The sequence below is a fragment of the Erwinia sp. MYb375 genome (assembly GCF_037479175.1).
In the GTDB taxonomy this organism is placed as follows: domain Bacteria; phylum Pseudomonadota; class Gammaproteobacteria; order Enterobacterales; family Enterobacteriaceae; genus Erwinia; species Erwinia rhapontici.
In genome coordinates this window covers 290387-304324 of the sequence record NZ_JBBGZS010000014.1, presented here as the reverse complement: position 1 = coordinate 304324, position 13938 = coordinate 290387, and the positions used below count along the sequence as shown (strand labels likewise).

The 13938-nt window shown below is 56.1% G+C and carries 13 protein-coding genes; 2 read left to right on the top strand and 11 right to left on the bottom strand.

Features of this window, described 5'->3' with window-relative positions:
- The first annotated feature begins 66 nt into the window (after positions 1-66).
- Positions 67-1509, top strand: coding sequence for a 6-phospho-beta-glucosidase (locus tag WH279_RS07925; protein ID WP_133843686.1), 1443 nt, complete (start codon positions 67-69; stop codon positions 1507-1509).
- Positions 1510-1835: 326 nt separating this feature from the next.
- On the opposite strand, the gene WH279_RS07920 is transcribed toward WH279_RS07925, so the two are convergent.
- The 5 genes from WH279_RS07920 to WH279_RS07900 are packed head-to-tail and all read right to left on the bottom strand — an operon-like array spanning position 1836 to position 6639.
- Positions 1836-2729 (bottom strand): MurR/RpiR family transcriptional regulator, encoded by an 894-nt coding sequence (locus WH279_RS07920; RefSeq protein ID WP_133843687.1) that lies wholly within the window; start codon positions 2727-2729, stop codon positions 1836-1838.
- A complete protein-coding gene (locus WH279_RS07915) occupies positions 2726-3682 on the bottom strand; it encodes an ABC transporter substrate-binding protein (protein WP_339455659.1) in 957 nt (318 codons plus the stop codon). Before WH279_RS07915 ends, WH279_RS07920 begins: the two co-directional genes overlap by 4 nt.
- Before the next feature lie 40 nt (positions 3683-3722).
- Complete coding sequence (locus tag WH279_RS07910; RefSeq protein ID WP_339455657.1) at positions 3723-4775, bottom strand: FecCD family ABC transporter permease; 1053 nt, start codon at positions 4773-4775, stop codon at positions 3723-3725.
- The gene (locus WH279_RS07905) at positions 4772-5797 is read right to left on the bottom strand and encodes a FecCD family ABC transporter permease (RefSeq protein WP_339455655.1); all 1026 of its coding nucleotides are present in this window, start codon (positions 5795-5797) and stop codon (positions 4772-4774) included. The genes WH279_RS07910 and WH279_RS07905 overlap by 4 nt, the downstream gene beginning before the upstream one ends.
- Complete coding sequence (locus tag WH279_RS07900) at positions 5794-6639, bottom strand: ABC transporter ATP-binding protein (RefSeq protein WP_339455653.1); 846 nt, start codon at positions 6637-6639, stop codon at positions 5794-5796. The genes WH279_RS07905 and WH279_RS07900 overlap by 4 nt, the downstream gene beginning before the upstream one ends.
- A gap of 454 nt (positions 6640-7093) precedes the next feature.
- Here WH279_RS07900 and WH279_RS07895 point away from each other — a divergent pair, with 454 nt between their 5' ends.
- Complete coding sequence (locus WH279_RS07895; protein WP_339455651.1) at positions 7094-9280, top strand: TonB-dependent siderophore receptor; 2187 nt, start codon at positions 7094-7096, stop codon at positions 9278-9280.
- A gap of 162 nt (positions 9281-9442) precedes the next feature.
- Here WH279_RS07895 and WH279_RS07890 read toward each other — a convergent pair whose 3' ends face one another.
- From WH279_RS07890 to WH279_RS07865, 6 genes are all read right to left on the bottom strand, one after another.
- Entirely contained in the window at positions 9443-9745 is a 303-nt protein-coding gene (locus WH279_RS07890; protein ID WP_339455650.1) for a hypothetical protein, read from the bottom strand.
- 16 nt (positions 9746-9761) lie between these two features.
- Positions 9762-11027, bottom strand: a complete 1266-nt coding sequence (locus tag WH279_RS07885) for a PTS sugar transporter subunit IIC (RefSeq protein ID WP_339455648.1) — start codon at positions 11025-11027, stop codon at positions 9762-9764.
- Positions 11028-11179: 152 nt separating this feature from the next.
- A complete protein-coding gene (locus tag WH279_RS07880) occupies positions 11180-11479 on the bottom strand; it encodes a PTS sugar transporter subunit IIB (RefSeq protein ID WP_133843702.1) in 300 nt (99 codons plus the stop codon).
- An 83-nt stretch (positions 11480-11562) separates the two neighbouring features.
- A complete protein-coding gene (locus WH279_RS07875; RefSeq protein ID WP_339455645.1) occupies positions 11563-12006 on the bottom strand; it encodes a PTS sugar transporter subunit IIA in 444 nt (147 codons plus the stop codon).
- 232 nt (positions 12007-12238) lie between these two features.
- Positions 12239-12820 (bottom strand): AAA family ATPase, encoded by a 582-nt coding sequence (locus tag WH279_RS07870; protein WP_339455643.1) that lies wholly within the window; start codon positions 12818-12820, stop codon positions 12239-12241.
- On the bottom strand, positions 12813-13742 hold the full coding sequence (locus tag WH279_RS07865; protein ID WP_339455641.1) for a tagatose-bisphosphate aldolase: 930 nt from the start codon (positions 13740-13742) through the stop codon (positions 12813-12815). The genes WH279_RS07870 and WH279_RS07865 overlap by 8 nt, the downstream gene beginning before the upstream one ends.
- Positions 13743-13938 lie beyond the last annotated feature (196 nt).

The following is a 13938-nucleotide window of genomic DNA, read 5'->3' as shown; positions in this document are numbered from 1 at the left end:
GTAGGGGCGAGGCACACCTCGCCCACATTATTAAGACGTTGTTAATCTCACCAGAAAGGATGGATTATGTCAGAGCAGCAATTACCAAAAGATTTTTTATGGGGCGGCGCGGTTGCGGCACACCAGGTTGAAGGCGGTTGGGACCAGGGCGGTAAAGGTCCAAGTATTGTGGATGTCTTATCCGGCGGCGCGCACGGTGTGGACCGCGTGATCACCGATGGCATTGACCCGGCGCATCACTACCCGAATCACCTGGCGGTGGATTTCTACCATCGCTACAAAGAAGATATCGCGCTGTTTGCCGAGATGGGCTTTAAATGCTTCCGTACCTCGATTGCCTGGACGCGCATTTTCCCGAAAGGCGACGAGCTGGAGCCAAACGAAGCGGGCTTACAGTTCTACGACGACCTGTTTGACGAACTGCTGAAATACAATATTGAACCGGTGATCACCCTCTCCCACTTCGAGATGCCTGAGCATCTGGTGAAAGAGTACGGCGGCTGGCTGAACCGTAAAGTGGTGGATTTCTTTGTGCGTTATAGCGAAGTGGTACTGAAGCGCTATCAGCATAAAGTGAAATACTGGATGACCTTTAATGAGATCAATAACCAGCGTAACTGGCGTTATCCGCTGTTCGGTTACTGTAACTCCGGGGTGATTTTTAACGACCACGAAAAACCAGAGCAGGCGATGTATCAGGTTCTGCATCACCAGTTTGTTGCCAGTGCGCAGGTGGTAAAACTGGGTCACGAGATCAACCCGAACTTGCAGATCGGCTGTATGCTGGCGATTGTGCCGCTCTACCCGTGGTCATGCCACCCGGATGATGTGATGTTCGCGCAGGAATCGATGCGTGAGCGCTATCTGTTCGGTGATGTGCACCTGCGCGGTTACTACCCATCGTACATTCTGAAAGAGTGGGAGCGTAAGGGTTACCAGATTGAGATGCAGCCGGGCGATGAGCAGGCGCTGCGTGATGGCTGCGCTGATTATCTGGGCTTCAGCTACTACATGAGTAATGCGGTGCAGTTCTCTGCGAAAGACAGCGACGACGGTCGTCATATTGAAGGTTTCCCGGGCAGCCGTCCGAACCCGCATGTAAAAGCCTCCGACTGGGGCTGGCAGATTGACCCGGTCGGCCTGCGCTACACGCTGAACGCCTTCTGGGAACGCTATCAGAAGCCGATGTTTATCGTTGAGAACGGCTTTGGTGCCTACGATACCGTTGAAGCCGATGGTCAGATCAACGATGACTACCGTATTGCTTATTTGCAGGCACATATCGAGCAGATGAAAATTGCGGTACTGGAAGATGGCGTTGATCTGATGGGTTACACCCCATGGGGCTGCCTCGACTGCGTGTCATTCACCACCGGCCAGTACAACAAACGTTATGGCTTTATCCATGTGGATAAAAACGATGACGGTACCGGCACCATGGCGCGTTCGAAGAAGAAAAGCTTCGACTGGTATAAGCAGGTGATCGCCAGCAACGGTGCGGATCTGTAACGTGTTGCGGTAAGGCTGATGACAGCCTTACCGGGGATATCCGGAACGCGGACTCGCCGTGAACCCCTCCCTGGGGGCTCGTGTTCGCGCATCCCTGCGCTCAACGGTCCGCTAACCCGGATACCCCCGGTGGCATTGACGTTCCGGTGTTGCTGTTAAGAATGTCAACCGCGACGCCAATGTTGGTACAGGTGAGCGTTATGGGACAGGTTAGTCGGGCCTCTGCCGCATGGATGCGGCAGCTGGAGCCCCCTGGGAGGGGTTTACGGCGTCCCGACGTTCTGCCCATAACGCGCACCGATCTCCTGAACCTACAGCCCGGTATTTTAGCCCTTCTTCCCCCCCGATTTACCAATCGACCGATGCAGATCCTGAATGCGCTTCATCGACTTCATGGTTTTCTGCGGGGCAGTAGACGCCAGCGACATGACCAGCATCTCCAGGCATAGCAGGACGGAACCGTGCAGAGGGACTTTGCCGTTTTCCCCACCGCGCGGCACGGTGATCACCGTATGCGCTTCCCGGCTAAAACGGGAGTCCGGCGCATTGGTCAGTAAGATGGCAGGGATCCCCAGCCGTCGCGCTTCGGCCAGCGTGGTGAGCCCTTCGCGATGCGCCGATTTCTGCCCCATCATGATCAGTACATCGCCGCGTTGGAGATCTAACAACTGTTCCGCCAGCAAAATTCCGGTGCGATTCAGCGCATACGCAGGCGTACCGATACGCGTTAATAATCGCGCCGTGTAGTCAGCCAGAATACCGGAAGCCCCAATCCCAAAAATCGCCACCTGTCGCGCCTCAGCCAGCAGAGCGACGGCTTGTGCCATCGCCCGACGATTCTGCGGTTCACTTAGCGCTTCACAAGCACGCTGATGCCCTTCCACCACAAAATCAATGCTGGCATTAATATCGCAGGACAGCGCGCTGACCGTGGTATTCATCTTCTCCGCTGAGTTGATCCCTGGCCCCAGGAAACGCTCGATAGTCAGCTTTAAATCACGTAACCCGGCGAAACCCAGCGCCTGCATGGCGCGGATTACCGTCGCATCTGAACTCTGCGTTGCTGCGGCGATCTCCATCGCCGTATTCTCCAGCACCACATGACGATGCTCGTTGATATAGCTGGCCACCGCATATAACCGTGGGGAGAGTTGATGCGCACGTGCGCGAAAACGCTCGCCGTACAGATCCACACGCCTGCGCCCGGTAGACAAACTCATGGCTGCCCCGCTTTTTCAGGCAAGGTTCGCCCGGAAAGATGTGACTGAACCTGCGCCACCAGCAGCCCCAGCGAGGCATAAGAGTTCGAGATCACTTCGTCGCGTGACAATAAAATATAATGCCCTTCGCGACAGGCGCGTAAGAAATCACAGAATCCCGGCATGACCCGATTCATATCGGCGATCTCATCGGCAGGTTGACCTCCGGTATCTGCCCGCCAGGTATCAAAAATATAATCGGCATCCAATTCGGGGAGCCTTTCTGCGCTGACATCGACTCTTCCTCCCTCTGGGATCGCGTCCACCAACGGAGGAAAACGAAAACCGGCATCGCGCAGCACCCGTCCAAGTGAATGGTAGCTGTGATGCACGGTCAGCTTGCCATTGTTGGCCTGCAACACCGAGACGGTAATGTGCTGCGTATCCACCACGTGCTTAAGCTGTTTGATCTGTTCCTGGTAGCGGCGTTCCAGAATCGCGAGCTGTGCCTGGCTGCCCGTCAGTTGCGCCAGCTTGCTGTAGATACGCGGAGCGCCCCCTTTGAGGTGGTCAATACTGACCGTCGGGGCAATTTTCTCCAGCTGTTCAACCGCCACATTGCGGGCTGGCTCAGTGATGATCAGGTCCGGTTTGGCCGCAGCAATTGCTTCAATATCCATATCGGCAGTGCCGATAAACTGAATGGACGAGTTATCGAAATCCACCCCGGTGAGCAGACCGCTCGAACGCAGAAAATGGCTGCCGTCCGGGCGCGTGCGTCCGTGGCTGGCAACAGGCGGTACACCCAGTTCAATCAGGGGAATGGTGATATCCAGATCGTGTAGCGAGACGATACGAATAGGGTGCAGCGGCACTACCACCGTGCGACCCAGATCGTCGGTAAACGACTGCGTGGGCACCGCAGCAGCAGCGGTAGCCCCGATTAGCAGCAGCAGAGAAAAGAGAAAACGCATAGCAGTTCCTTTCGTAGGGGCGAGGCATGCCTCGTCCGGATTACAGCGCATCACGACGGCGCCAGAGCAACAGCAGGAAAAACGGCCCGCCCACCAGGGCAATCACAATGCCCGCCGGAATTTGCAGCGGGGCAAAGGCCAGCCGCCCGATGGTGTCCGTGACCAGCACCAGCAACGCCCCAATCAGCGCGCTGCCGCTGAGCAGCGCAACTTGCCCGCCGCGCAGCAGAAAACGCGCCATATGCGGGGCGATCAGCCCGACAAACCCCAGGCTACCCACGCACGAGACGCTGGCCGCCGTCAGCAGGACTGGCGCGGCAAAGCGGATCAACGCCAGATGCTGTAGCCGCACGCCCAGCCCACTGGCCGCCTGATTACCGAGCAGCGCCACATCAGAGGCACGGGCAGTAAGAAACAGGATCAGCGCGCCCGGCAGCGCCCAGCAGGCGGCAACGGCGACCAGCGACCAGGTCGCGGCATGCAGGCTGCCCGCCATCCACACCAGCGCCGTCTGCACATCGCGCACGTCTGCGGTGGTCATAAACACCCCGATCCCGGCCGAGAATGCCCAGGAAACGCCGATGCCGATCAGAATAAAACGGGGACGCGTGAAATCCCGCGCCAGTGCCGCCACCAGCAATGCCACCAGCAGCCCGCCCGCCATCCCCGCCAGCGGCCGCCACAGCAGACCGAGCGACGGGAACAACAGGATCAGCGCCAACACCACCGCGCTGGTGCCTTCTTTCACCCCGATCAGCCCCGGATCGGCCAGCCCGTTACGGGTAATGGATTGCATCGCAGCGCCCGCCATCCCCAGCATCGCCCCACTCAGGGCGGCCATCAGCAGGCGCGGCAGACGAATATCCCAGACAATGTAGTCCTGCTGTGACGGCAGCGGTTGCGGGTAGAACAGCGCCCGGCCAATGGCTGATGCCGGGACGGGCAGCGACCCCTGGGTAACGCCAAAAATCACCAGCGCCAGCACCAGCACCGCCAGTAACGCAGCGCAGGCCAGTGCACGCGGGCGCAGCAGCAGGCTAAAGGCACCCCACTGCCAGCGCCGATAGCCCACCCGTTGAAGCGACATTTTCATTTAAAAAATCTCGACGCGATAAAGATAAACACCGGCGCACCGACCAGCGCCGTCATCACGCCCGTTGCCAGCTCCTGAGGGGCAATCAGCGTGCGGGCGGCAATATCCGCCAGCAGCAGCAACAGTGCGCCGCACAAGGCCGACAGCGGGATTGCCAGGCGAATATCATCGGTGATCAGCCGCCGCACGATATGCGGCACCACCAGACCAATAAACCCGATCGGGCCTGCCACCGACACCGCCGCACCGCACAGCAGCGCGGTAGCGAGCAGCCCCAGCAGCCGGGTACGGCCAATATTCACCCCCAGCCCGCTGGCAATCACATCGCCCAGTGCCAGCACATTCAGACGCGGGGCAATCCACAGTGCCAGAACCATCCCCACCGCCCCCGGCAGCGCAGCGGCGCGCGTCACCGCCCAGCTTAGCCCGGCGAGATCGCCCGCCAGCCAGGTGCGTATTTCCATCAGCGTTTGTTCATCGAGGATCAGGATAGCCGCCGTGACTGACGAGGCAAAAGAGGAGACCGCCACGCCACAGAGGGTCACCTTCAGTGGCGTCAGACCGCTGCGCCCGGCGGATGCCAGCAGCATCACCAGCGCAAACAACGCGGCAGCGCCTCCGGCAGCAATCAGCGGGCGACCCAACAGCAGTCCGCCCCACTGGCTGCCCAGCGCCGACGTAATGACGACTGCCAGTGCCGCCCCGGCATTCAGCCCGAGGATATGGGGTTCGCCCAGCGGGTTGCGGATCACCGCCTGGAGCAGCACTCCGGCCACGCCCAGCACCGCACCGGTCAGCAGTGCAGCAACCAGTCGCAGTAACCGCAGATCAACGATCACCCTGTGGTCAAAGTTACGTGGGTTAAATTCCAGCAGCGCCTGCAATACCGTACCGGGGCCGATATAACGCGCCCCCAGCCCGAGGTGGATCAGCGCGCAGCCGAGCAGGGTCAGCAGCAGGATGATCAGTGCCACGCCCGAACGGGCGCGACGACGGCGTACCACCGCAGCAAAATCACTCATCCGGTGCGGTCACCGGGCGCACGGAACGGCATAAAGAAGGGTTTGCCGGTCAGCGGGTTTACCGACATCTGAACGTCAACATCAAACACCGCTTTGATCAACGCAGGTGTACAGTGCTCTCCTTCGCGGATCACCCCCTCCAGGCGCCCCTGTCGCAGGAATACCACGGTATCGGCATAGTTCACGGCAAAGTTCAGGTCGTGCAGCACGACGACAACGGTACGGCCATGCAGCCGCGTCAGATCATGCAGCAGTTCAAGAATATCGACCTGATAGCGCAGGTCGAGGAACGTGGTCGGTTCGTCCAGCAGGATAGTGGCGGTTTGTTGTGCCAGCGCCATCGCAATCCAGCAGCGCTGACGCTGGCCGCCGGACAGGCTGTCGACGGGTAAATGGGCAAACTCCAGCGTGCCAGTCATCCGCAGGGCATCGTGCACCGCCTCTTCATCTTCGCCAGACCACTGACGCATAAAGTTCTGCCAGGGATAGCGCCCGCGTGACACCAGTTCAAACACGGTTAATCCGTCCGGCAACAGCGGCGATTGCGGCAGCATACCCAGCTGGCGCGCCACCGCTTTGGTGGGCTGATCGTGGATGATTTTACCGTCAAGGCGAACGCAGCCGTCGAGGGGGGCCAGCATACGGGCAATCGTCGTCAGCAGCGTGGATTTACCGGAGCCGTTCGCGCCCACCAGCACGGTCATTTTTCCGTGTTCAATGGTCAGGCTGATACCGTCAACAATGATTTTTTTGCCATAACCGGCAGAGAGCTGGTCGAGGACAATACCCTGTTCTGCGGGCGCCTGGTGTGCACCTGCTGTCTTTTCCACCCGCTGTGACATCTGGCGCTCCTGCACCGCAACGGCGTGGCAGCCAGGCCAGCGCGCGTGTACGTCTTAAATAAAAATAACTCTCATTCGTTTTCCGATCATGCGTAGAATGTCTGTAGTAGTCAAGAATTAAAAGAGCGCTTACCGACAGAGCTAAACCCGGTTATAAAAGCCATAAAAAGACGCTGGGTATAAAATAATTTACTCTACTTATCAAAATATTAAAAAATAATACCCGCAATGCGAAGGTGATCATTTTGCGGTAACAGGCTTGTCTGTTTTTTTGATGATTTTTGCGTTTACTACTACATAACGGCATGGTTGAATGATTCTCAATTACATATCCGAGCCACGAAAACGAGGTTTAACGGATAGAACTGCGCGTGACGCAACCCATCGGGCAATGAAAACAACACACCTCTTCTCATTCAACAGTGAATGAGAAAGCTTGCGGAAATGACAATAAATGACTGAATTATCACCTTCTTTTCTGGGGAAAAAAGGGCGCGTACTGTTTTCAATGCTCTTTATCGGGGTACTGACAACGCCGGTGGCGATGGCAGCAGGCACGCCAGCCAGCAACGCGAACAAAAGCGATGCCGACAGCAGCAATGATAGTGGCACGCTGACGGTCGAAGCCAACGTAGCCGATGCCGACCAGCCAATGACCTCCGGCTATCAGCCGCTGAATTCTTCCAGCGCCACGCTGACCAATACGCCGCTGCTGTATATTCCGCAGGTGGTGAACACCGTCAGCGACCGGGTGATTGAGGATCAGCACGCCACCACGCTGGACGAAGTGCTGAACAACGTCAGCAACGTGGTTCAGACCAACACGCTCGGTGGCACGCAGGATGCGTTCGTGCGCCGTGGCTTTGGCAGCAACCGCGATGGTTCGGTGATGACCAACGGCCTGAAAACCGTGCTGCCGCGCAGCTTTAACGCCGCGACCGATCGCGTTGAAGTGCTGAAAGGCCCGGCCTCAACGCTGTACGGTATTCTCGATCCCGGCGGCCTGATCAATGTGATAACTAAACGCCCGGAGAAAACCTTCGGTGGCTCGATTCAGGCCACCTCCACCAGCTTTGGCGGCGGCACCGGCAGCGTGGATGTTACCGGCCCGATTGAAGGCACCAACCTTGCTTACCGCCTGATCGGTTCTTATCAGCATGAAGATTACTGGCGTAATTTCGGCAAAGAGCGCAGCAGCTTTATTGCCCCGTCTCTGACCTGGTTTGGCGATGATGCCACGGTGACCGTTGCTTACTCACACCGTAACTACAGCACCCCGTTCGACCGTGGCACCATTTTCGATTTGGATACCGGCCATGCGGTGGATGTGAATCGCGAAACCCGTTTCGATGAAGCCTATAACATCACCGACGGTGAGTCGGATCTGGCCCAGTTGAATACCGAGTACCGCATCAATAATCAGTGGACGGCGAAGTTCGATTACAGCTTCAGCCAGGACAAATACAGCGATAACCAGGCGCGCGTGATGGCCTATGATTCCGCCACCGGCAACCTGACGCGTCGTGTCGATGCCACCCAGGGATCGACCCAGCGCCAGCACTCCGCGCGCTTCGATTTGCAGGGTGATGTCGTGATCGGGGGTTTCTATAACGAGATCCTGACCGGGCTGTCGTATGAGAACTACGATCTGCTGCGCACCGATATGATCCGCTGTAAGAACGTGAAAGATTTCAATATTTACACCCCGTCCTACGGCACTACCGGGAAATGCACCACGGTATCGGCCGCCGACAGCGATCAGCGCATCCAGCAGGTCAGTTACTCCGGTTACGTGCAGGACTCGCTCTACCTGACCGATAAGTGGATTGCGGTCAGCGCCATGCGCTACACCACCTTTACCGAATATGCCGGTAAAGGCCGCCCGTTCAACGTCAACACCGACAGCCGCGACAGCGCGTGGGTGCCGAAATTTGGTCTGGTGTATAAAGCCACGCCGAATATCTCGTTCTTCGGTAACGTTTCGCGTTCGTTTATGCCGCAGTATTCGATTGCCAGCTACATCGGTGAGCTGCCGCCGGAAACCGCGACCGCCTATGAAGTGGGTGCCAAGTTTGACCTGTTCAGCGGTGTGACCGCCAACGTGACGATGTTCAATATTGATAAGAGCCACGTGCTGTACACCGACACGGTGAACGGCGAGAGCGTGGCGAAAACCGCCGGAAAAGTGCGTTCGCGTGGGGTAGAAGTGGATGTGGCGGGTGCGCTGACGCAGAACGTCAATGTGATTGCCAGCTACGGCTATACCGATGCCAAAGTGATGGAAGACCCGGATTATCAGGGCAAGATGTTGCCTAACGTGCCGCGTCACACCGGTTCACTGTTCCTGACTTATGACTTCCACAACGTGATGGGCGGCAATACGCTGACCGTTGGTGGCGGCGGTCATGCGGTCAGCCGTCGTTCCGGTGACAATGGCGAGGACTACTCGTTACAGGGCTACGCGGTGGCGGATGCGTTTGCGTCTTATAAAATCAAAACGCAGAACCCGGTGACCTTGCAGGTTAACGTGAAGAACCTGTTCGACAAAACGTACTACACCTCGTCGATCGCCACCAACAATCTGTCCAACCAGATTGGCGATCCGCGTGAAGTGCAGTTCACCGTCAAGATGGATTTCTGATCGTCAAATTTGCGTCAGGTGAAATACGGGTCAGTTGAAATACGGGTCAGGCATGCCTGACCCCTACGAAAATCGGGACCACCATGCCCCGCGCGGCAAAACCGCACCATAACCGTAGGGGCCGGGCATGCCCCGCCCCTGATGGCCCAACAGAATCCGTGTTCAAAAACCGTAGCGGATCGCATCCTTACTCTGCTGCATCAACCCGTCTATTTTCTCTGAGTAAAGCTCCACGCCCTTGCCGTCACCCGCCAGTGAACAGGCGCGGCGCTTCGCATTCCAGGCCTTCATCAGCTGGGCCTGGGCAAAACCCGGTTTCCCGTAGCGGGCCATGCTCTGCTCCCAGCACTGGATGGCACTGTCGGTGTCCTGCTGCGCCATAAACTGTTTACCCAGCTCATTCAGCGCGTCAGCACAGGCTTTCGCCGGCAGTTCCTGCTGTAAGATCTTCTCAATCGCGTCCATAAAACCTCCTGATTAATTAGTGGAAGAAGTTAAGGATATGGCCGAACACCAGCCCGACACCGATCACATCCGAGTCGCTAAAGGTCACGTTCTGGAAGCCATACTGGCCGAGCAGCGGCAGTAACAGCGCGGGCAGCAGCGTGATAAACAGTCCGTGGAATACGCCACCAATCACCGCACCGCGCCGTCCACCCACGGCGTTAGCAAAGATCCCGGCGGTACCCCCGGCAAAGAAGTTGGTCAGCATGCCCGGCAGGATCATCGCCAGCCCCACCCACGGGAACAGGAACATGCCGATCACTGCACCAATGGTGGTCGAAATAAAGCCGATGATCACCGCGTTAGGCGCATAGGGGAACAGCACCGGGCAGTCGAGTGCCGGAACCGCATCCGGCACGATGCGCAGCGCAATACCGCGAAACGCCGGAACAATTTCAGCCAGCAGCAGGCGCACACCCGCCAGCAGCACGTACACACCGACGACAAACTGGATAGATTGCAGGAAGGCATAGACCAGATAGTTCACACCATTAGAGGAGGCGGCCACCACTTCCGGACCTGCCGCGATCGCCGGGATCAGGTAGATCGGGATCATCACCACCATCATCGACAGATAGGTGTCTTGCAGGAAGGACAGCGCCTGCGGCAGCTCGACATCTTCAGTGCTTTTGCTGACATCGCCGGTCACTTTTGCCACACCCGCCTGCACCATATAGCCGATAGTACAGAAGTGGCCGAGGGCAATATCATCACCGCCGGTGATCTTACGCACAATCGGCTGGGCAATCGCGGGCATCAATACCGCCATCACCCCGGCAATGCCCCCGCCAAGCAGGATCAGCTCCACACCACGCAGTCCACCCATATAACCAATCACCGAGCAGACGGTCGCCATCCACAGCGATGCCTGCCCGGTGAGGAAGATATATTTGTAGCGCGTCAGACGGGCGATCAGGATATTCACCACAAAGGCGACCACCATAATCAGGGCTGTTTCACGCCCGAGGGTTTGCTGGGCGATACCGGCGATGGAACCCACATCGGTCACCACACCGCGCATATTAAACCCTTTCTGGAAGATATCGCCGAGGAAGGTTAACGTGGCAACAATAATACTGGCGCCGGACAGCAGCACTAAGAAACCCAGTAACGTTTTTAATGTTCCGGTGATCACCTGGCCCGGGCTTTTTCTCAAAGCAATCAGGCCAATCATGGAAATTAATGAGATCAGGATAGACGCCTGCCCCAGAACATCATGGACAATAAAGGTAAGGAAAGACATAGAACTCCCCTGTTTACTTTCACATATACCCTTCATACTTCAAGCTACAGATGTGTTGGCTCGAATTATTTTGGGTAGATATTATTTATGATTTAAGATGCCGAAGGCGACGTAAACCATTTTGGATTTAATCGGATTTTAAAAAACACAAATCAAATAAGGTAGCCTTTCTCTTTAAGGATCGGCTCTAGTTTTAGTTTTATTTCGTTTTTATCCACCAGACGTTTAAGATAAATAATGGTGGAATTGATGGTGTAATGCTGGAACTGCGAACGGAAATTTTCACCAGTCATGATAATATCTGCACGCGATGAGGTCGCGCTGGAAATATCACAGTGAGATAAGTCGGCATCCACGCCCAGATCTTTCAGTGCCGCTTCAATACTCATTTCACAGGCAAAACTACTGCCCAGCCCGGCACCGCATACGGCCAGAATAGATAATTTTTTCATCAGGCATACCTTAATTAAGTGTCTGTAAGTCCGCGACCTCTGACTGCGGGTATGATGACGGGCATCCCAGCCCTGACGGCGGCTCAGAACTGCTGCAGAATGTTCAGTACCGCTGACTTATCCCGTGCCTGCCTAAACTGTTCGACCACGCCGTCCTGGCAAAAAAGCTGCGACAGGCTGGCGATCATTTCAATATGCGAGTGGCTATCGATAGCGGCCAGTGCAAATATTACATACACCGGATCATTATCTTCACTGCCAAAATTCACACCCTCAGAAATAATTAATAAGGAGAGTGCCGTATGATTCACCCCTTCTTCTGGCCGGGCATGGGGCATCGCAATACCTTCACCCAGAACATAATAGGGACCAATCTGTTCATGCATATCATAAATAGCATTAAGGTATTGGGGTTGTACTGCACCATTATCGATCATCGGTTGCAATGCAATCTCAACGGCTTTACGCCAGTTATCAGTATGCGTTAACAGTTTCAGGTTACTGTCATTAATCCAGTCGGTTAACATACATCGTCGCCCTGTTCATTATTCAGCAAGTTAATTCACTATACTTTCCGCAGAATGATAAAAACGTGATCAATATGACTTATTTAATAATAAATTATTAAACATCAGTTAATTAGATTAATAACCATAGCTTCGCCCTGGTTAATTACACCAGTGGTCACACTCTTTATTTAATACACCGTTAATATTCAGGATTAATCCTGTTTATTTTTGGCAGAGGCGAATAAATTAACTAAGCCTGATTCACGATCTCCTGCGTCCAGTGAATTAACCGATTGAAGTCGATCTCGTTGCGTTGATCGGCAACCCATACCGGCCCGAGTTGCATCGGTTCGGCGCGGTCAGCCAGTTGTTGCAGTTCTGCCACGTATTCCGCTCCCGGATGTCCCGGTAATCTTGCACCCAGCCTGCTGCTGTAACGCTGCGCTGCCATCTCACCCGGGATCTGGCACCAGATCTCAGCGATGCGATCAATGCCCGCCGCGTTGATAAACCCTGACAGATCCGCTTTTGGCTGGAAGCCAAACCACGCATCAACAATAAAGGTGTTACCTGCCGGGGCAGCGGCAATAATCGACCAGATCACCTGATAAGCGGCAATGCCCAGCTTACGGTTCATCGGGCGGTCAATGCCGTCAATCTGACGCATAAACGGCTCTTTAATCTGATCCAGCGTCAGCAGCGGCCAACCGGTCGCCGTCGACAGACGGGTGGCGATATGGCTTTTTCCCGATGCGGGTACGCCGTTCACCATCACCAGGCGTTTACCGTGAGTCCGGGGGGCAGAGTGCTGCAAAACGGGCTGCTCAGGCATGGCGGGTTTTTTCCTCTGTGCTACGGGCATGGAAATACTTGCCGATCACCGCCTGGATTTCACGCAGACGTGGGATGGCCAGCGTTTCCAGATTTTCACGGGTGATACGGCGATCCAGCGAGATGCAGTCTTTCCACAATGCACGCCCGGCAATCACACCGGAAGCGCCGTTGCTCATCGCATCCGCCACCTGGGTCAGGAAAGTTGTATGATCCACCCCTGCCGAGAGTACGGCCCAGGGCACATCCCCGGCAAGCTCGGTGATATCGGCACAGGCTTTAGCGGACCCAGGATACGGAATTTTCAGCACTTTGGCACCCAGTTCCAGTGACAGTTTGGTTCCTTCATAGATCAGTGACGGCACACGGCTTTTATACGCGTCCTCTGACTCTTCCGGCAGGGGATAGGTAAGAAACTCCACCACCAGCAGCAGATCTTCACGGGCGAAGTCTTCGATGCAGTGGCGCAAAATATCGAGGTTATGTTGATTCGCATCCGGGCGGTCGGCGCGTAAATAGACCATAATTTTACCGCCGTTAGCGCCCAGTTCACGCACGCGGCGAGCGCTGATGCCCTCCACCAGACGTGAATTGCGGTAGCCTTCCGGGGTAGTATCGAAACCCGACGCATCCAGGCCAATCAGCAGAGCGGTATCACGATTGATAATCCCGTTATCCACCAGATCCGGTACGGCACAGACGGCATCCACCAGCACGCAGGAAGCCTGGCTGGCGAGATAGCGGGTGATATCCGCCTTGATAGCGCCGAGCTGCTGCTCGGAAATGGCTTTTTGCTGGTCGGGATCGGCGCTTAACAGCGTTCGCATCGCACCGCGCTGGTCGCAGGCAATGACCAGCATCGCGCCGTTGCTGCCGCAAATTTGCTGATAACCGCGCAGTTCAGAAGTGGACATGTGTGACATTAGGGTGAACTCCTATACAGATTACAGGGTAAAAAAGCCGTCGTAGACGACCCGAAAGTTACCTTTAGCCTGTGTGCACGACGCCGGGCTGTTGCCGGTGAATCTCCAGTCCTGTCAGGGGTTTCAGCCACCTGTGCACGTTGCAATTTTGCTGGTGTTGAGCAATAATTCTCCAACCGATGAATGGAGTGTAATA